Origin of the sequence: Blautia sp. DFI.3.45, from assembly GCF_020593505.1 — a bacterium.
GTDB classification, from domain to species: domain Bacteria; phylum Bacillota; class Clostridia; order Lachnospirales; family Lachnospiraceae; genus Blautia_A; species Blautia_A wexlerae.
This window is the reverse complement of sequence record NZ_JAJDMI010000015.1, coordinates 1-18416: the sequence shown is the minus strand read 5'-3', so window position 1 is coordinate 18416 and position 18416 is coordinate 1. Positions and strand designations below refer to the sequence as shown.

General features: G+C 37.3%; 20 protein-coding genes. All 20 read left to right on the top strand.

Annotation, left to right across the window (positions count from 1 at the left end; all coding sequences use genetic code 11):
* Positions 1-8: 8 nt before the first annotated feature.
* Positions 9-794, top strand: coding sequence for a ParA family protein (locus LJE09_RS07355; RefSeq protein WP_055163322.1), 786 nt, complete (start codon positions 9-11; stop codon positions 792-794).
* Entirely contained in the window at positions 784-1689 is a 906-nt protein-coding gene (locus tag LJE09_RS07350) for a ParB/RepB/Spo0J family partition protein (RefSeq protein WP_173679440.1), read from the top strand. Before LJE09_RS07355 ends, LJE09_RS07350 begins: the two co-directional genes overlap by 11 nt.
* Positions 1690-1767: 78 nt before the next feature.
* Positions 1768-2766: a DUF6017 domain-containing protein gene (locus LJE09_RS07345; RefSeq protein WP_173720419.1), complete on the top strand. Its 999-nt coding sequence runs from the start codon at positions 1768-1770 to the stop codon at positions 2764-2766.
* 9 nt (positions 2767-2775) lie between these two features.
* Positions 2776-3072, top strand: a complete 297-nt coding sequence (locus tag LJE09_RS07340) for a hypothetical protein (RefSeq protein WP_118339751.1) — start codon at positions 2776-2778, stop codon at positions 3070-3072.
* A gap of 7 nt (positions 3073-3079) precedes the next feature.
* Entirely contained in the window at positions 3080-3484 is a 405-nt protein-coding gene (locus LJE09_RS07335) for a hypothetical protein (RefSeq protein WP_118339754.1), read from the top strand.
* A 134-nt stretch (positions 3485-3618) separates the two neighbouring features.
* On the top strand, positions 3619-4596 hold the full coding sequence (gene bsh / locus LJE09_RS07330) for a choloylglycine hydrolase (protein WP_118339757.1): 978 nt from the start codon (positions 3619-3621) through the stop codon (positions 4594-4596).
* A gap of 38 nt (positions 4597-4634) precedes the next feature.
* Positions 4635-5315, top strand: a complete 681-nt coding sequence (locus LJE09_RS07325) for a GTP pyrophosphokinase (RefSeq protein ID WP_005347231.1) — start codon at positions 4635-4637, stop codon at positions 5313-5315.
* Positions 5316-5350: 35 nt separating this feature from the next.
* The gene (cls, locus tag LJE09_RS07320) at positions 5351-6910 is read left to right on the top strand and encodes a cardiolipin synthase (protein ID WP_055053948.1); all 1560 of its coding nucleotides are present in this window, start codon (positions 5351-5353) and stop codon (positions 6908-6910) included.
* A gap of 254 nt (positions 6911-7164) precedes the next feature.
* On the top strand, positions 7165-8529 hold the full coding sequence (locus LJE09_RS07315; protein WP_172679323.1) for a citrate/2-methylcitrate synthase: 1365 nt from the start codon (positions 7165-7167) through the stop codon (positions 8527-8529).
* A gap of 1 nt (position 8530) precedes the next feature.
* A complete protein-coding gene (locus LJE09_RS07310; RefSeq protein ID WP_006858455.1) occupies positions 8531-8956 on the top strand; it encodes a MarR family winged helix-turn-helix transcriptional regulator in 426 nt (141 codons plus the stop codon).
* 175 nt (positions 8957-9131) lie between these two features.
* Positions 9132-10565, top strand: coding sequence for a phospholipase D family protein (locus LJE09_RS07305; RefSeq protein WP_055053946.1), 1434 nt, complete (start codon positions 9132-9134; stop codon positions 10563-10565).
* Positions 10544-11254, top strand: a complete 711-nt coding sequence (locus LJE09_RS07300; protein ID WP_003693048.1) for a response regulator transcription factor — start codon at positions 10544-10546, stop codon at positions 11252-11254. Before LJE09_RS07305 ends, LJE09_RS07300 begins: the two co-directional genes overlap by 22 nt.
* Positions 11254-12297, top strand: coding sequence for a HAMP domain-containing sensor histidine kinase (locus tag LJE09_RS07295; protein ID WP_055053945.1), 1044 nt, complete (start codon positions 11254-11256; stop codon positions 12295-12297). The genes LJE09_RS07300 and LJE09_RS07295 overlap by 1 nt, the downstream gene beginning before the upstream one ends.
* A gap of 33 nt (positions 12298-12330) precedes the next feature.
* On the top strand, positions 12331-13395 hold the full coding sequence (locus LJE09_RS07290) for an FUSC family protein (RefSeq protein WP_055060228.1): 1065 nt from the start codon (positions 12331-12333) through the stop codon (positions 13393-13395).
* The gene (locus tag LJE09_RS07285; protein ID WP_055053943.1) at positions 13385-13957 is read left to right on the top strand and encodes a CDP-alcohol phosphatidyltransferase family protein; all 573 of its coding nucleotides are present in this window, start codon (positions 13385-13387) and stop codon (positions 13955-13957) included. Before LJE09_RS07290 ends, LJE09_RS07285 begins: the two co-directional genes overlap by 11 nt.
* Positions 13958-14859: 902 nt before the next feature.
* A complete protein-coding gene (locus LJE09_RS07280; protein WP_227311102.1) occupies positions 14860-15219 on the top strand; it encodes a LytTR family DNA-binding domain-containing protein in 360 nt (119 codons plus the stop codon).
* 68 nt (positions 15220-15287) lie between these two features.
* On the top strand, positions 15288-15650 hold the full coding sequence (locus LJE09_RS07275) for a hypothetical protein (RefSeq protein WP_227311101.1): 363 nt from the start codon (positions 15288-15290) through the stop codon (positions 15648-15650).
* A 192-nt stretch (positions 15651-15842) separates the two neighbouring features.
* Positions 15843-16364, top strand: coding sequence for a hypothetical protein (locus LJE09_RS07270; protein WP_227311100.1), 522 nt, complete (start codon positions 15843-15845; stop codon positions 16362-16364).
* On the top strand, positions 16277-17824 hold the full coding sequence (locus LJE09_RS07265; protein WP_227311098.1) for an alkyl/aryl-sulfatase: 1548 nt from the start codon (positions 16277-16279) through the stop codon (positions 17822-17824). Before LJE09_RS07270 ends, LJE09_RS07265 begins: the two co-directional genes overlap by 88 nt.
* A gap of 410 nt (positions 17825-18234) precedes the next feature.
* Positions 18235-18416, top strand: a 182-nt coding sequence (locus tag LJE09_RS18395) for a helix-turn-helix domain-containing protein (RefSeq protein ID WP_173681639.1), incomplete at its 3' end; no start/stop codon positions are given.

Here is an 18416-nt window from a genome sequence, read left to right as displayed (position 1 = left end):
AAGCAATCATGTGTAAAGTTATATCCGTAGTAAACCAGAAAGGTGGCGTCGGAAAGACCACCACAACCGTAAATGTAGGCATTGGACTGGCAAGAGAAGGTAAGAAAGTGTTGCTGATCGACGCGGATCCACAGGGAAGTTTAACCGCAAGTCTTGGATATGAGGAACCGGATGATCTTCGCATCACACTGGCAACGATCATGATGGATGTCATCAACGAAGAAGAAATCTCTTTGGAAGATGGGATCTTACATCACCAGGAAAATGTAGATCTTCTCCCGGCAAATATTGAGCTTTCCGCACTGGAAGTAACGATGGGAAATGTTATGAGCAGAGAAATGATCATGAAAGAATATATCGATGCGATAAGATGCCGATACGATTATATCCTGATCGACTGTATGCCAAGCCTTGGTATGATGACAATCAATGCACTGGTCTCTTCCGATTCCGTGCTGATACCTGTACAGGCCGCATATCTGCCGGTGAAAGGACTTCAGCAGCTGATCAAGACCATTCTTACAGTAAAGAAAAGGCTGAACCGGAAACTGGCGATTGAGGGCATTCTCCTGACTATGGTAGATTTTAGAACCAATTACGCAAGGGACATTGCATCGAGAGTACATACAACCTACGGAAGCCAGATAGAAGTATTTGAAAATGTGATTCCGATGTCCGTAAAAGCAGCTGAGACCAGTGCAGAGGGAAAAAGTATCTACATGCACTGTCCGAAAGGAAAAGTTGCTGAGGCATATATGAAATTGACACAGGAGGTTTTGAATAATGAAAAATAGAAGTGGCGAAAAGATTAAACTGGCTAGTATTGATGAATTGCTTGGTGTGGTAAATGAAGAGTCAGCAATGGAGATAGAGATCAGTAAGATCCATCCGTTTAAGAATCATCCGTTCAAGGTTCTGGATGATGAAAAGATGCAGGACCTGGTAGAAAGCGTAAAGATCAATGGAGTGCTGACACCGGTACTGCTTCGCATGGATGAAAATGAAGAATATGAAATGGTATCCGGCCATAGAAGAATGCATGCAGCACAGCTTGCAGGACTTACGACTATTCCGGCAATCGTAAGAGAATTATCGGATGATGATGCCATTGTGGCTATGGTGGACGCTAACATTCAGCGAGAGGAACTGTTGCCGAGTGAGAAAGCTTTTGCTTACAAAATGAAACAAGAGGCCATGAAACACCAAGGTTCTCGAACAGACTTGACTTTGGGACAAAATGTCCCAAAGTTCAAAAGAACAACGGAAGCAATTGCGGATGGGACAGGTGAAAGTTATAAACAGATTCAGCGTTACATTCGACTGACAGAGTTAATTCCGGAACTTCTTGATCTGGTAGATAGCAAGAAGCTTCAGTTCACGGTTGCCGTAGATATCTCCTACATCGATAAGGAAGTACAAGAATGGATTTACGAATATATTAGTGACACTGGATTTATTAAGCCAAAGCAGATTGCAGCACTCAGAAATCAGCTGAATGATGGACCGATCAATCAGATCCAGATGTTATCGATTTTTAATAACTGTGTGATGGCAAAGAAGATATCCCGGTCTCTCACCTTCTCAGAAAAGAAACTAACAAAGTATTTTCCAGATGATTATACAGCCAAAGATATGGAGCAGGTGATTGAATCATTATTAGAAAAATGGATGCAGGAACAGTCCTGTTAAGGATAGAAAAAGCTAAGAAAACAAAGTCAAAGAAGTTTAAAAAGAGGACTTCTTAGCAGAAAATGAAAGGAGGAAACTATGGAGAAAAAAATGACATTTAATTATTTTTACGGTACCGAAGCTGATCAGTTCAGCTTCTACCGCATACCAAAAGCATTATTTACAGACAGTTATTTTAAAGATTTATCGAGCGATGCTAAAATTTTATATGGACTGATGTTGGATCGAATGTCTCTTTCCATCAAGAATCAGTGGTTTGACGACAAAAACAGAGCATATATCTACTTTTCCATCGAAGATATCATGGAATTACTGAACTGTGGCAGAAATAAAGCCATTAAATCCATGAGAGAACTGGATGACGAAACAGGAATTGGTCTGATTGAGAAACGCAGACAGGGATTTGGAAAGGTGAAAGTTATCTACGTGAAAACCTTTATGCCTGAGAAAACAGATGAGAAAAAATTTGGAGAGGAATTAAAGAAGTTTAAAAAACAAACTTCTGTGGAAAATGAGAAATCTACAGAAGTTTACAATTCAAACTTCATGAAGTCCCAAAATCAAACTTCTAGAAGTCTCGAAAACAAACTTCAAGAAGTTTACATTTCAAACCCTAATAATACTAATCTTAGTGATACTGAAATGAATGATAATAAATCTAATCATATCATATCTGTGGATGAGAAAAGATTTGATAGCGATAACCGCTCTGAGGATTATCAGGCTTATGAAAACCTTGTCAAAGAGACCATTGATTATGAATCACTGGAAGTAACCCATCATGACGATATGCGACAGGTAGATGAAATCGTGAACCTGATCGTAGAAACTGTGATGTGTAAAAATGACAAGATCTTGATTGCCAGCAACTGGTATCCGGCATCACTGGTGAAGAAAAAATTTCTGATGCTGACCTATTCACATATCGAGTATGTCTTACACTGTATGCGTGGTAACACCACAAAGGTGAAGAACATCAAGAAATATTTATTAGCAGCCCTGTTTAATGCACCGTCAACGATGAACGGGTATTATCAGGCAGAGGTGAACCATGATATGCCAGGACTGGTAAGATAGGAGGTGTACATGTTTATTTTAAAACTTGCTGGGAAGATATTATTACTGCCGGTATGGCTGATTCTTTTTGTGATCGGCCTGGCAGTGAAGATGACAGTACAGACTTATGCGGTTGTCAGAGGGATCCTTGGGTTTATATTCACTTTGTTGATTATAGCGACTGCATACTGTTATCATGACTGGGTACAGGTTGCATTTCTATTTTCGCTGAGTGTAATTCTGTATCTGATCCTGTTTGCAGGAGTATTCGTGGACACTGTACTGGACATGACAAGAGAACGTCTTATTGATTTTATTATATCGTGAGGAGGATATGAAAATGAGCGAAAACAATGATTATATTCAGTTACCACCACTAAAAAAAGACACACCAGCCGATGTGGTAGCATTTATGTGGGAGTACATGAAAGTACCGGAGGATTCAAGAGAAAAAGTTAAGAATCTGCTTAAAGATGCAAATGAAAATGGAGTAAAAATAAGTCATCAGGCACCAACACTGTATGATGTTGTTCCGAAAGAAGAAATTGCTGAATTTGAAGAGCTTATGCGCAAAACCATAGCTGACATTGTATCAGAAGCCAGTAGCGTTGCCTGTTGGGTGTATGTGCAGAAATATGTGAAGCACAAAACCCTAAACGAAATGCTGCAAGAATTGCCAGACGTAGGTCAATTCATCCTAGCTATGAATACCTGGTTTGAAAAACTGATGGAGAAATAATCTAGGAAAATAGTTTAAAGTTTACATGTTATGATCATGTATGAAGTTGGAACAAAATAAAAGATTGTGCTATATTATTGTTCAAGAAAAAAACTCATTGACATATTTTAATCTATTTAGGAGGATAAACGATCATGTGTACAGCAGCAACTTATAAAACAAAAGATTTTTACTTTGGACGAACCCTCGATTATGAATTCTCTTATGGTGATCAGATAGTAATTACACCACGTAATTATGCGTTTAATTTTCGCCATGTTGGCGATATGAAAAATCATTATGCAATTATTGGAATGGCTCATGTTGCAGAGGATTATCCTTTGTATTATGATGCTATGAATGAAAAAGGAGTGGCAATGGCAGGACTGAATTTTGTCGGAAATGCTGTTTATGCCGCGATTAAGCCAGATGTGGAAAATATTGCACAGTTTGAATTTATTCCGTGGATTTTAAGCCAGTGTTCTTCTTTAGTTGAAGTTCGCGAGCTTCTTGAACGAATTAATATTGTTAATACTCCTTTCAGCGAGCAATTGCCATTAGCACAATTACACTGGATCATTTCTGATGAGAATGAGTCAATTACGGTAGAATCTATGTCAGATGGTTTGCATATTTATGATAATCCAGTAGGAGTGCTTACGAATAATCCGCCATTTCCACAGCAGATGTTTCAACTAAATAATTATATGCATTTATCTCCTAAACAGCCCAGAAATACTTTCTGCGAAAATTTGGCTCTTGATGCATATAGTAGAGGTATGGGAGGATTAGGTCTTCCGGGAGATCTCTCATCTTCCTCACGCTTTGTACGTGTAGCTTTTACAAAGGTAAATGCAATTTCAGGTGAATCAGAGGAAGAAAGCGTTAGCCAATTCTTCCACATTCTCGGATCTGTGGATCAGCAACGAGGATGTTGCGAAGTAGCGGATGGAAAATATGAAATCACATTGTATACGTCGTGTTGTAATGTTACAAAAGGTATTTATTATTACAATACTTATGAAAACCATCAGATCAGTGCAGTAGATATGCATGTAGAAAATCTGGATAGTGATAAAATGATTTGTTATCCAGTAATTCAAGGAGAACGAATCAACTATCAAAATAAATAATGTTTTGAAATCAGGGATGAGGTAGAAAGGAAAGTTCCATGACAAAAGATGAAGTAAAAAAACTCAGGATGAACAGTCCGGAATCACTACAGTTTTTAAATAATGCTACAAAATTTTATAATTTAATGATGATGTATCGTTGTGCTATTCGGGAGATACAAACTAAACTTGAGGTTTTGGATGATGAATTTTCAGTTGAGAACAATCGAAATCCTATTTCTTTTATAAAAACAAGAATTAAGAAGCCCAATAGTATTTACGATAAACTGCAGAAGATGGGATATGAATTTACAACAGAAAATATACAGACATATCTCAATGATGTAGCAGGCGTTCGAATAGTTTGTGCGTTTATTGACGATATTTATATGATATCAGATTTGATTACCCAACAGGATGATATTAAAGTTATTGAAATAAAAGATTATATAAAAAATCCAAAATCGAATGGTTATCGAAGCTATCATATGATTGTTGAAATACCAGTATTTTTTGCTAAGGGTAAAACACCTATGCGTGTAGAATTACAGATTCGAACCAATGGTATGGATTTCTGGGCAACATTGGAACATCAACTTCGCTATAAAAAAGGAATTGAAGAAATGCCTGGCTATGATGAGATAAGTGAAGAATTACTTCATTCTGCAAGAGCTATCATTGAAGCAGATAATGAAATGCAGAGAATAAAAGACAAAATTGGTATGTTCCACGAAATTTAGGGAGAAAACTGAGCAAGTAGGAAGGTGGAATATATATGAAACAAGATACTTTAGAGGGCAAAGCAAAAACAAAAAATGGGGTAAAACGGCTGTGTTTTTCCATAATCTGCATTCTTCTGGAAGTGATTTTTATTATTACTATCGTAACACGCTTGAATGAATATGCAGAAATCATAAATTTATTTACAAGGATTTTGAGTGGGATCTTGGTTTTGGGATTGTACGCATCAAATAAGACATCCTCTATGAAAATGCCTTGGATCATCTTAATTCTAATTTTCCCAATTATGGGTGTAGGCCTGTATTTGTTGATTGGTTTGAATGGTGGCACACATAAAATGCGTGAGCGATATGCAGAAATTGATAGCAAATTGTTACCAATGCTTCCGGACAGTCAGGAGTGTTTGAGCAAAATAAAAGAAACAATTCCGAAAGCAGGAAATATAGCAAGTTACATACAAAGAAATTCGCAGTATCCAATCTATCAGAATACGGATATTGTGTATTTTGATGAAGCAGTGAAAGGATTAGAGGCACAGCTTAAGGATTTGGAGAAAGCACAGAAGTTTATCTTTATGGAATATCATGCGATAGAAGACGCTGAAGCATGGCATAAGATTCAAGATGTTCTGGAAGAGCGAGTAAAAGCAGGTGTGGAAGTTAGAGTATTCTACGATGATATGGGTTCTATAGGCTTTATTAACACAGATTTTGTGAAAAAGATGGAGGCAATAGGAATTCATTGCCGTGTATTCAATCCGTTTATGCCAGGTTTAAATCTGTTTTTGAACAATCGTGATCATAGAAAAATAACAGTTATTGATGGAAAAGTCGGATTTACAGGTGGATATAATCTAGCAAACGAATATTTTAATTACACACACCCGTATGGACAGTGGAAAGATACAGGTATTCGTTTAGAAGGAGATGCTGTTCAGTCGCTTACGGTGACATTTTTGGAAATGTGGAATGCAGTAAGTGATAAGGATGCTAATGATTCTGATTTTAGTAAATACCTTTTCCACTATGATTATGCGGCACAGCAAACTGGGTTTGTTCAACCTTATGCAGACAGCCCTATGGATAATGAGCAAGTCGGAGAAGAAGTTTATATCAGTATGATAAATAAAGCTGAAAAATATTGTTGGTTTATGACTCCATATCTAATCATAACAGATGAAATGACGCATGCGTTATGTCTGGCTGCTAAGCGAGGGGTAGATGTAAGAATTATCACACCTGGTATCCCTGATAAAAAATTCATTTATAATATAACTCGTTCTTTTTATCATGGATTAGTTAAACATGGTGTTCGTGTTTATGAGTGGACTCCTGGTTTCTGTCATGCAAAAATGAGTGTGGCAGATGACTGTATGGCAACTTGTGGAACAATTAATCTGGATTATCGAAGTTTATATCACCATTTTGAAAACGGCTGTTTTATGGCAGATTGTCAGGCAGTTGTGGAAATAAAAAATGATCTGATAAGAACGATGGGAGAATGTCGTGATGTGACAGACCAATATCAAACCGGACGAAGTGCATATTTGCGACTGGGACAATTATTTATGAGATTATTTGCTGGATTGCTATAAGAATCTGATGAAACGACCTTTCAAAAAAAAGTTGATTTAGAAGTTAACTGTTTTTGAAAGGCCGTTTTTGCTATATCTAACAGTCTGTTGTACAAAGAAGATTTTGCATGGATGAAAAAACAAACCTTGTTGAGGTTAAATTGAGTTTTCCATTGTATTGTATTGCTAATGAATAAGAATAAGAAAAAGAACAGACAATGCTGAATGCACTGGAAACAAGAATATCTGAGTATAGTATGTAAGTTCGTAACAGAATGAAAGGAGCGATTCAAATGAGCAATTTGGAAAATTATATGAAACAGCAAGCAATTTTTTGTGAACAAAATGATAGCATTAGTAAGAATCTGTATTCAGAGTATGGTGTAAAAAGAGGCTTACGAGATGAAAAAGGCCAAGGTGTGTTGACGGGGCTTACAAATATTTCTGATATAAAAGCTTTTGAATATCGTGATGGAGTAAAGAGTCCATGTGATGGCGAGTTATCTTATCGTGGTTATAATATAAAAGATTTAGTAACAGGAAGTAAAGGAAAAAGGTTTGTCTTTGAAGAAGGAGCATATCTTCTTTTATTCGGAGAATTGCCAACTGATACACAGTTAATGGAATTTCAGGGAAGACTATCTGATTGTATGGAACTACCGACTAACTTTACCAGAGATGTCATTATGAAAGCACCTACATCAGATATTATGGGTTCTATGACTCGAAGTATTCTTACATTGGGCTCTTACGATAAGGAAAAAGAAAGTCTTGAAATTCCGAATGTGCTAAGGCAGAGTATGCAGTTGATCGCAGCATTTCCTATGTTAGCAGTATATGCATACCATGCTTATTGTCATTATGAAAAAAACGAAAGTATGTATATTCATAGACCTGAAAAAGATTTATCTATTGCTGAAAATTTCCTGCGCCTATTAAGACCAGATACAAAATTCACAGAACTGGAAGCAAGAGTACTGGATATAGCATTATTGTTACATATGGAACATGGTGGTGGTAACAATTCTACATTCACTACACGGGTAGTAACATCTTCAGGTTCAGATACTTATTCTGTTATTTCAGCAGCAATGTCATCCTTAAAAGGAAAAAAACATGGCGGTGCAAATCTGATGGTAATGAATATGATGGATGATATTAAAAGTCATGTGAAAGATTATGAAGACGAAGAGGAAATTGCATCATATCTGAGTAAGATTTTGAAGAAAGAGGCGTTTGATCAGAAAGGACTTATTTATGGAATGGGACATGCTGTATATTCTATTTCAGATCCGAGAGAAAGGGTGTTCAAAGGCTTTGTAGAACAACTCGCAAGGGATAAAGGACGTGAGAAAGATATGACCCTTTATAACAATATTGAGAAGATTGCACCTAAGTTGATTGCAAAGCAGCGTCAGATATTCAAAGGAGTAAGTCCTAATATAGATTTCTATAGTGGTTTTGTGTATGACATGTTGAATATTCCAAGAGAATTGTACACGCCATTATTTGCGATAGCAAGAATTGCTGGTTGGAGTGCACATCGCCTGGAAGAATTGATAACTACAGATAAGATCATTCGCCCGGCATATAAGAGTCTAGTCAGCAAAAAAGAATATATAGAAAGAGAGGAACGATAATATGGGAGCAGGAACCAGTGCAGAGGAGTTTTTTTTAAAGAGCATCAATGTTGAAAGTATATTTGAATTTGTCGAAAGAACAGATTATTTGTTTCTTTATAGTATAAAGGAATGTGTTGAAAAATCAGACTGTCATGAAGGAGTATATCTTTCAGAAGTGGCAGAATACATGAAATTATCGATTCCAGAAACATCTAAGATGGTAAAAAGTCTTGAAAATAAAGGATATATTATCTGGAAATTAGATGAAAAAAAAGAAAGAACATACCTTGTTTTGACGAACAAGGCAATTGAATTAAGTAATTGTCAGAAAGAAAAAATGATAGAAGCTTATGAAAAAATCATATCGAATATACAAGAAGATGACCTGGCAGTTACACGGTGTACATTGAGAAAAATCCGACAGCTTATGGAAGAAATAAAATAGTGATTAATACAACGGAGTAAGAAAAGCTCCTTCATATATTAGAATAAAAATATGACTGTTTCTTTAAAAAGAAGCCGGTCATATTTTTTTATGAAAAATAAATTTTGTTGAGGTTAAATTGAGATTGACTTTGTATTGTATAAGTATGAAATAAAAAGGAATCAGGTGATGTACAATGAAAAAGCATAAAATATGTAAAATCCTTCTTGTTATACTGGCAATTTTTTTATGTGTGGCTTTTTATGAATTGCTCGGAATCTGCGTTGCATATAAAAAGCAGCCGGAAGTGTCCAATACAACCAAAAAAGAAACAAAAAATGGGTCATGGAACGAATGCAGTGAAAATACAGAACGGGCAGTAATCATAGAAAAGAATCCAGAAGCGCTTTTACAAAGAGTGCGTTTGATCAAGAATGCAAAAAAGGAAATTATTCTTTCTACTTTTGCATTTCAATCCGATGAAAGTGGAAAATTGATTTTAGGAGCACTGCATGATGCGGCAGACAGAGGTGTACATATTCGTCTGTTAGTAGATGGAATGGAGAGCTGGATTGATATGGAAGGAAATCCGTATTTCTATGGATTATCTTCCCATGAGAATGTTGAAATTAAACTGTATAATAAGGCCAATCCGTTGAAACCGTGGAAAATGATGGGTAGAATGCATGATAAATATTTGATTGCAGATGGAAAGAGATATATTCTTGGGGGAAGAAATACATACAATTATTTCCTGGGTGATTTTCCGGGACATAAAAACTATGACAGAGACGTGTTAGTGGTTTGCGATGAACCTGAGAAAGAAAATTCAGTTAACCAGTTGTCAGAGTATTTTGAAACCATATGGAATCAGGAAGACAGTGGTTATTTTCATAACAATAAAAAACTGGCAAATAGAAAATCTGTAAAGAACGCAGTTTTAGAGTTGCAGAACAGCTATCAGAAATATTTTGAAGAGAATAAGGAAAGAATCTGCGAGACCGATTATACGGACGAAACTTTTGAGACAGAAAAGATTACATTAGTGTCAAATCCTATTCACACAGGTTCCAAAGAACCAGTAGTGTGGTATCAGTTGGGAGAATTGATGAAAAATGCAAAAAATCGTGTGAAGATCCACACGCCATATATTATCTGTAATGATATGATGTATAATACATGGGAGGAGATTGCAGAGAACGTTTCAGATTTTTCTATCATGACAAATTCAGTTGCGAATAATGGGAATCCATTTGGGGCTGCCGATTATGCGAAAAACAGAAATAGAATCTTAAGTACAGGAATTAATATCTGGGAATATGAAGGCGGTTATTCATACCACGGAAAAAGTATTCTCATTGACGACGATCTGTCTGTAATCGGTTCCTTTAATATGGACATGAGAAGTGCATATCTGGATACGGAACTGATGCTTGTAATTCGCAGTAAAGATATTAATAAACAGTTGGAAGAGGGCATGATGGAATATGAAAAAGTGTCCCGCCAGATATTAGAAGGCGGAACTTATAATGATCCATATCATGTAGAGCCAATCGAATTAACAAAGAAACGTCAGAGAAAAATATTTTTGGTACAGCATCTGCTTGGATGGGCAAGGTATCTGTTTTAATAAGGAGGAAGGAAAACGTGTTTCAAATATTGATTGTAGAAGATGATAAAGAATTAAGCCAGCTATTCCAAAAAGTGCTTGAGAAGAATGGATATCAAGTCAAAAGTGCATCGGATGGAGCACAGGCATTAGAAGTATTGGATAAGGAATATATTGATCTGATCATTTCTGATATTATGATGCCGGTTATGGATGGCTATGAACTGGTGTCAGAACTTCGTTCAGCAGGATATCAGATACCAGTGCTTATGATCACTGCGAAAGGTTCCTTTGATGATATGCGCCAGGGATTTCTTTCGGGAAGTGACGATTATATGGTAAAACCGGTAAATGTGAATGAAATGGTTTTAAGAGTCGGAGCACTGCTTCGCCGTGCACAGATACTGAATGAACACAAAATTGTGATCGGTTCAACAGAGTTTGATTATGATGCAATGACGGTTACAACTGATAAGGAAAGTCTTGTTTTGCCTAAAAAAGAATTCCTGCTTTTATATAAGCTTGCAGCTTCGCCAGGCAGAACATTTACAAAACAACAGTTGATGGATGAAGTATGGGGATACGAGACGGAGGCAGACCCACATACGATAGAGGTACATATAGGAAGAATCAGAGAGCGTTTTAAAGATAACCCTGATTTTGAAATCGTAACAATGCGTGGAATTGGATACAAGGTGGTGAAAAAATAATGGAACAAAAGAAAGAAAAAGGATTGCGGATCCGGTCCTGTCTGACTGGTGCAATCTGGCTGGCACTTGTATTTTCAACAGTCATATCTGCTTTATTATTTGCTTTTTTGAATCATTTTTTTAATCTGCCGGGCAGCATACCTGTGCTTGGCTGGCTTTTGATTTTTAATACATTGATTGCAGGGCTGATCACTTCCTTTATTAATGCAAAGTTACTGGAACCAATTACCAGACTTAGTAAAGCAATGAAGAAAGTTTCTCAGGGAGATTTTGAACAGCATTTGGAAACGAACAGCCGTATAGCAGAAGTTGGAGAATCTTATCAAAGTTTTAACGTTATGACAAAAGAACTTCGTGCAACAGAGGTGCTGCAGATGGATTTTGTATCTAATGTTTCTCATGAGTTTAAGACCCCGATTAATGCCATTGAAGGATATACAATGCTGCTTCAGGGAGAAGAACTGTCTCAGGATCAAGAGGAATATGTAGAAAAAATCTTATTTAACACCCAAAGACTTTCCGGATTGGTTGGTAATATTTTGCTGTTATCCAAGTTAGAGAATCAGAATATACCAATGAAAAAAACAGAATATCGTCTGGATGAACAGATCCGCCAGGCATTTCTTTCATTGGAAACAAAATGGACAGAAAAAGAAATTGGTTTTCAGGTAGAATTGGAGGAAGTTAAATATACTGGGAATGAAGGACTTTTTATGCATATCTGGATAAATCTTTTGGATAATGCGATTAAGTTCAGCCCTTCAAAGGGGACAATTACGATGTTTCTGAAACAAGAACAGGATTCTGTTAAGTTCATTCTGGAAGATGAAGGACCAGGAATAGAGGATGATGTAAAATCCAGAATATTTGACAAGTTCTATCAGGTAGATGGATCTCATAAAGCAGAAGGAAATGGCCTAGGTCTTGCACTTGTAAAACGGATTGTAGATAGTGCCGGAGGAACAATCAAAGCAGAAAACCGTGAATATGGTGGATGCAGATTTGTTATAGAGCTGCCAAAGCAGAAAGATGAGATTATATAGTTTTAAGATAAATTAGAAGATGGGAGGATTTATATGACATTTTATCAGGAGTTGCAGTTAAATCAGACAGGTTCTAAAAACCTGTTGAAAAAGAGTGAAACACTAAAAGAAAAATTATATCATATGTGGGTATATCTGGTGAAGATAGCTGTTACAATGGCATTTTGTTTTTTCTTTGTTAGTATTTTCAGCATCCTATTTGGAAATGAGAACAGCATTGTAGGTGTAGTAGTCTTATTATGTCTCATGGTGTTTAGAAATGCGGATCTGGGGATCCACACCGGACAATCTACGATGCTTTTGGCTTTGTTCTTTGTAATTATGACTGTATGTCCGCATTTAGCAAATCAGTTTTCACCGGTATTGGGAATGCTGTTAAATATTGCGGCACTGGCTGTGTTGATTCTGTTCGGATGCCATAATCCATTCATGTTTAATCAATCTACATTGGTTCTTGGGTATCTGCTGCTATATGGTTATGATGTTACGGGAAAAAGCTATCAGATGCGATTAGTCGGAATGGCTTTAGGTGCAGCACTTACCTGCTTCGTATTTTATCGAAATCATAAAAACAGAACTTATAAAAGAAATCTGAAAGATCTGATACAAGAATTTGATATCACTTCTTCCAGAACAAAATGGCAGATATGTCAGATTTTATGCGTACCGATTGTCCTTTGCATTGCAGAACTTTGTAATATGCCACGTGCAATGTGGGCTGGTATTGCGGCCATGTCCACGATTTTGCCGTTTATGGAAGATATGCACTACAGAGTCCGTAAAAGGATTGTCGGAAATATTGCAGGTGTTATATGTTTTACAGTATTATATTTTCTGCTTCCTTCGTCAATCTATGCATATATAGGAATTCTTGGTGGAATCGGTGTAGGATTTTCAGCACAATATGGCTGGCAGGCAGTATTTAACACATTTGGTGCTTTAGCCATTGCTGCAGAGACTTATGGACTACAAGGAGCGGTTAGTCTTAGAGTGATTCAAAATGTTTTTGGTGTTGTGTTTGCTTTAGCATTTTGTGTTATATTTTATTGGTTTATGTCTAAAAAAAAGGAAAGTGAGGTGACCGTACATGCAGAGTGAAGTGAATCAGGAAGAAAATTTGAATAGAATTATTACGGTTCCTAATCTTCTTTCTTTTTTTCGGCTTTGTCTGATTCCGGTAATTATATGGAGTTATTGTGTAAAGAAAAATCCTCTGTTAGCTGGTGAAATCTTATTGCTGTCTGGTCTTACGGATCTTGCTGATGGATATATCGCAAGAAGATTCCATAGAATTAGTAATTTAGGAAAAATACTTGATCCGGTGGCTGATAAGCTGACACAGGCAGCGATGTTAATCTGTCTGTTTACTCGTTTTCCGCATGTGCTTCTTTTAATCGTAATAATGGCAGGTAAGGAGCTGTATATGGTAGTCAGTGGATGTCTTGTGATACAAAAGACAGGAAAAGTACATGGTGCAGACTGGCATGGAAAGATAGTAACCTTTTTATTATATGGAACTGCAGCGGTGCATATTATATGGTTCCACATTACACCGATGGTATCAGATCTGTTGATTGGTTTGTGCGCTATAATGATGGTCATATCGGTTGCTCTGTATATTATCCAGAATACCAGGACTCTTAAGGGAGAGACTGTATAAGCAATTTTATATTGCAATGACTAGAAAAATATTTAGGAGAATATTGATGAGATAAAGAAGGATAAAAACTTAACCTGGATAGAATCAGAACAGATAATTTTTGCATGGCTGGATAAAGACAATCAGGTTACTCCGTTAACGGACGAGCAATTAAATCCGGTATGGAAAATACTAAATTACGAAACAGGGAAATATGAATCTGTTCAGAAACACTTCCGAGTATTTGAAGTGTAGAAGTTTTGTGATACAAAGTGTAAACGTAAGAAAAAATAATACATTTGCAGTCAATTTGTTATCGACAGTTGACCGCAAGCACGGTATAATAGACATAGATCTAATAAGAAAACCAAATAATCATTACTGTAAAATGTCAGGTAATGGTAGTCATCATTTATAATTGGAAGGAACAGGTTGGCTTTACCCTAATGGTGGAAAATCCACCATTTTTCCACCCAAACTGTAATTCCTCAGATGAAAACAGGTTTTCTTATCTTTTCTGAAATTGACAGAAAAAGCAGTAAAATCAAGGCTTTGAATGACTTTGATTGACATAGAATGCAAGCTGTTTTCTGTACCAGGATGAACTCCTAAGCGAGGGGTCGGAGGTTCAAATCCTCTTATGGACGGGCTTCAAAGCGTTCGAAATGTTAGCTGGATTAGCTGACAACGAACGCTTTTCTTATTTTCTGATCACGTTCGTGTAATGATTTTCCACAAAAAAGAAGTATTTTTTAGCTAACATTTGGGTTTCGTTCTGGTGTTATCCCTTATTCAGAGATGTAAAAATACTCAGAACTGACCGATGAAAGTGTTATAATACGAATTGAGTGCAGGATGTAAAACAATGTATATGAAGAAGAAAGAGTAATCGTAGATTTTTACTTATAAGAGGAGAATCAGCTATGCAGCAGGAATTTATTACAGTAATTTTTAATCGTACTAAGATTGCTATCCGGTGTGCAGACATTCTTTATGTGATCATGTCAGATGATCATTGTACGATTCATATGTTTGATGGAAGTGTTTATCGTTGTCGAATGACATTGAAAGAATTAAAGAAGCAGTTGGATGAAGGGTTTATGGAGGTAAAACGTGGCTGTATGATTGCAGTGTCTGCAATCAGTGATATTGGAGATAAAATTTTACTGTCTAATGGAGAGGAAATCTGCTATACAAAGCGAAAGAAAAAGGCTCTCAGAGAAGAACTGCAGAAAAAACAGGAGCTTATGATTGCAAAGATCAGTAAAAAAAGCTGCCGCTGACCCCGGAAGAATATGGCAAATATTATAAAATATGTGATGGTCTCCCGTTTGCATTTACGGATATAGAAATGGTATTTAATGAAGAAAAAAAGGCAGTGGACTGGATCTTTCGATATGGGAATGAAGCCTTGGCTACACTGGAAAAGCTGCCGTTGGACAAGATGATCGGAAATTCCTTTTCCAGCCTTTTCTCCAATATGGACGCAAAATGGCTTCATGTTTATGAACGTGCCACCTTGTACGGTGAAACACTTGAAATCATGGACTATAGTCCGGAAATAGATACCAATCTGAAAATTATATGTTTTCCTACATTTCCGGGACACTGTGGATGCATTTTATTTAATGCAGACCAAATGAAATCTATAAGTGAAGAAAATCATCTGGTCAGGTTGGCTGCAGTTGCTTTGAAAAGTAATCCCACTATATAAAGAAATATTATAAAGGAATGTTGTTTTACCGCTTATCGTGTTGATTTACCGCAATAAAAATGTCATTTCGCAACAGCTTGATTGTTTCCCTGATATATTCATGCTATATTTTTATTAAATATAGCTCTTGTGATCAATTAAGATTTACAGCAGAGAATATTCAAAATTCTTGTAGGACAAGGGGGAAATAACATGAAAAGAAAAAAAGTAATTGCTTTGATTACCACTGCATTGACATTTACCATGACTATCTGTGGCAGTTTAACTGCAGCTGCAGCATCAGAATTAACAGCGGAAAGTAAACCGGCCACTCAGTATACGATTGATGCAAACCAGGAAGTTTATGCATTGCTGGATTTCGAGGATACTGCAGAGTTTGAGAATGCTACAAAGGGTGGGATCGCTTCTCCGGATACTCTGGATATTTATGATGAGAACGGAAAGCTTGTATGGAGTCAGACGGCATATGCTTTTCTGGATCAGGATGCTCCGGATACAGCGAATCCCAGTCTTTGGAGAGATACACAGCTGAATCACATTTATGGTCTTTTTGAAGTAACGGATGGAATTTATCAGGTGCGTGGCTATGATATGTCAAATGTCACATTCATAAAAGGCGATACAGGATGGATTGTAGTAGATCCATTGATGAGTGTAGAGTGTGCACAAGCGCTCTTGCCCTGGTGGAAGAGAATCTGGGCACTTTTCCTGTAAAGGCAGTGATCTACAGCCATTCTCATGTTGATCATTTCGGTGGAGTCAAGGGAATTGTTTCGGAAGAAGAGGTACAAGCCGGCAATGTGCAGGTAATTGCACCGGAAGGCTTTGAGAAGCATGCTGTCAGCGAGAATATTTATGCAGGTACTGCTATGGGACGAAGAGCAAGTTATCAGTATGGAACAATGCTTGAGGGTGGTGAAACAGGATCCCTTGCCATTGGTATTGGTATGGGACAGTCCAAGGGTAGAACAAGTTATATTTCTCCTACACTTGAAATCACGCAAACTGGTGAGAAGCATACCATTGACGGAGTGGAAATTGAATTTCAGCTTACTCCGGGCACCGAAGCACCGGCAGAGATGAACTTCTGGATTGGATCCAAAAATGCTTTGTGGATGGCTGAAAACTGTACAGGAACACTCCACAATCTGTATACACTCCGCGGAGCCCAGGTGCGTGACGGAAACGCATGGGCAGAGTACATCATGGAATCTCTGGCTCTCTATGGTGATAAGGCAGATGTGGTATTCCAGTCCCATAACTGGCCACATTTGGGAAATGATACCATTCAGGAATATATGACCAATACAGCAGCTGTATATAAGTTTATTAACGACCAGACATTGCTCTACATTAATGAAGGTTATACGGAAACAGAGATTGCCAATATGATCCAGCTTCCGGAGGAACTGGAGAAAGTCTGGTATACTCGTCAGTATTACGGTACAGTTTCTCATAATTCGAAGGCAGTATATGAGAAATATATGGGCTGGTATGACGGTAATCCTGTCCATCTTGCTGAACTTACACCATCGGATTATGCCCAAAAGCTGGTAGAACATTTCGGTGATACAGATGCTGTTCTTGAAAAAGCAAAAGAAGATTTTGCCAAGGGAGAATATCAGTGGGTGGCTCAGATTACCAATACGCTGGTTTTTGCTGATCCGGAAAATACGGATGCACGTTATCTGTGTGCGGATGCATTGGAGCAATTGGGATATCAGGCAGAATCAGGTCCATGGCGCAGTGCTTACCTTTGTGCTGCACAGGAACTGCGAAATGGTACAAATACCGATGATGCAACGCGAAGTAGCGGTAACGGTGATGTTTTCTTACATATGACACCGGATATGATTCTGGATTATCTGGGAATTTTTGTAGATACGACGAAGATTCCAGATCTGACCTTTACAGCAAATATTATATTGCCGGAAGGTAATTATGTACTCCGCGTAAAAAATGGCGTACTTCTTTACCAGAAGGATGCACAGGATCCGGATGCAGATGTGACATGGAATACCAAACGTGCCGGACTGTTGGCTGTTGTTCAGAAAAACGCTGAGAATGTTGCTGCTTTGATTGAACAGGAGGGTGATGAGACCTGCCTGACACGATTGATGGATGCGGTTACTGTCACGTCAGAGTATAAATATTTTAATATTATTGAACCATAAAGCTTTGGGGCGGAAGCACAATTCAGGACTGTGGTGACTCCTAATGTGGATCCGATCACATTTTTTAACAACCGTAGCAAGAATTCCCTCACCTATAGGTGATGGGATGAATTGCATATTCGAGCATATCTGCTCAAATTCATAAAAAATCGCAAAAACACTTGTTCTGATACAATAAATATATTATAATAAAAAAGAACAATATGCTCTTGAAATTTGGACGGTCGAAATAAGCAATAAGTGAGTGTACATAATGAGTTTAGATAATAATTCTCATTCAGTGTTTTTGTTTGATTCTGGTTATGAAATATAGCAGAAAGATGCTGGACGATAAGATGTCAGAGAGAACAAAAGAAATCTTTGAAATATAGCACCTGTTGAAACAATCCATCAGTATATAGAGAGTCAGGGTGAGAAAGATAAACCGGGCAGTAAAAATAAGGATCTATCCAAATAAAGAACAGATAACCCAGATAGAGAAGACGATCGGCTGCAGTCGTTTTCTCTATAACCGGATGCTTGCGGATAAGATCCGTCATTATCAGGAAGAAAAAAAGATGCTGAAAAATACGCCGGCCGGATATAAAAAAGA

Coding starts and splice junctions, on each gene's coding strand:
- LJE09_RS07355 (WP_055163322.1), top strand. CDS start 9: ATGTGTAAAGTTATATCCGTAGTAAACCAGAAAGGTGGCGTCGGAAAG.
- LJE09_RS07350 (WP_173679440.1), top strand. CDS start 784: ATGAAAAATAGAAGTGGCGAAAAGATTAAACTGGCTAGTATTGATGAA.
- LJE09_RS07345 (WP_173720419.1), top strand. CDS start 1,768: ATGGAGAAAAAAATGACATTTAATTATTTTTACGGTACCGAAGCTGAT.
- LJE09_RS07340 (WP_118339751.1), top strand. CDS start 2,776: ATGTTTATTTTAAAACTTGCTGGGAAGATATTATTACTGCCGGTATGG.
- LJE09_RS07335 (WP_118339754.1), top strand. CDS start 3,080: ATGAAAATGAGCGAAAACAATGATTATATTCAGTTACCACCACTAAAA.
- bsh (WP_118339757.1), top strand. CDS start 3,619: ATGTGTACAGCAGCAACTTATAAAACAAAAGATTTTTACTTTGGACGA.
- LJE09_RS07325 (WP_005347231.1), top strand. CDS start 4,635: ATGACAAAAGATGAAGTAAAAAAACTCAGGATGAACAGTCCGGAATCA.
- cls (WP_055053948.1), top strand. CDS start 5,351: ATGAAACAAGATACTTTAGAGGGCAAAGCAAAAACAAAAAATGGGGTA.
- LJE09_RS07315 (WP_172679323.1), top strand. CDS start 7,165: ATGAAAGGAGCGATTCAAATGAGCAATTTGGAAAATTATATGAAACAG.
- LJE09_RS07310 (WP_006858455.1), top strand. CDS start 8,531: ATGGGAGCAGGAACCAGTGCAGAGGAGTTTTTTTTAAAGAGCATCAAT.
- LJE09_RS07305 (WP_055053946.1), top strand. CDS start 9,132: ATGAAAAAGCATAAAATATGTAAAATCCTTCTTGTTATACTGGCAATT.
- LJE09_RS07300 (WP_003693048.1), top strand. CDS start 10,544: ATGGGCAAGGTATCTGTTTTAATAAGGAGGAAGGAAAACGTGTTTCAA.
- LJE09_RS07295 (WP_055053945.1), top strand. CDS start 11,254: ATGGAACAAAAGAAAGAAAAAGGATTGCGGATCCGGTCCTGTCTGACT.
- LJE09_RS07290 (WP_055060228.1), top strand. CDS start 12,331: ATGACATTTTATCAGGAGTTGCAGTTAAATCAGACAGGTTCTAAAAAC.
- LJE09_RS07285 (WP_055053943.1), top strand. CDS start 13,385: ATGCAGAGTGAAGTGAATCAGGAAGAAAATTTGAATAGAATTATTACG.
- LJE09_RS07280 (WP_227311102.1), top strand. CDS start 14,860: ATGCAGCAGGAATTTATTACAGTAATTTTTAATCGTACTAAGATTGCT.
- LJE09_RS07275 (WP_227311101.1), top strand. CDS start 15,288: ATGGTATTTAATGAAGAAAAAAAGGCAGTGGACTGGATCTTTCGATAT.
- LJE09_RS07270 (WP_227311100.1), top strand. CDS start 15,843: ATGAAAAGAAAAAAAGTAATTGCTTTGATTACCACTGCATTGACATTT.
- LJE09_RS07265 (WP_227311098.1), top strand. CDS start 16,277: ATGGATTGTAGTAGATCCATTGATGAGTGTAGAGTGTGCACAAGCGCT.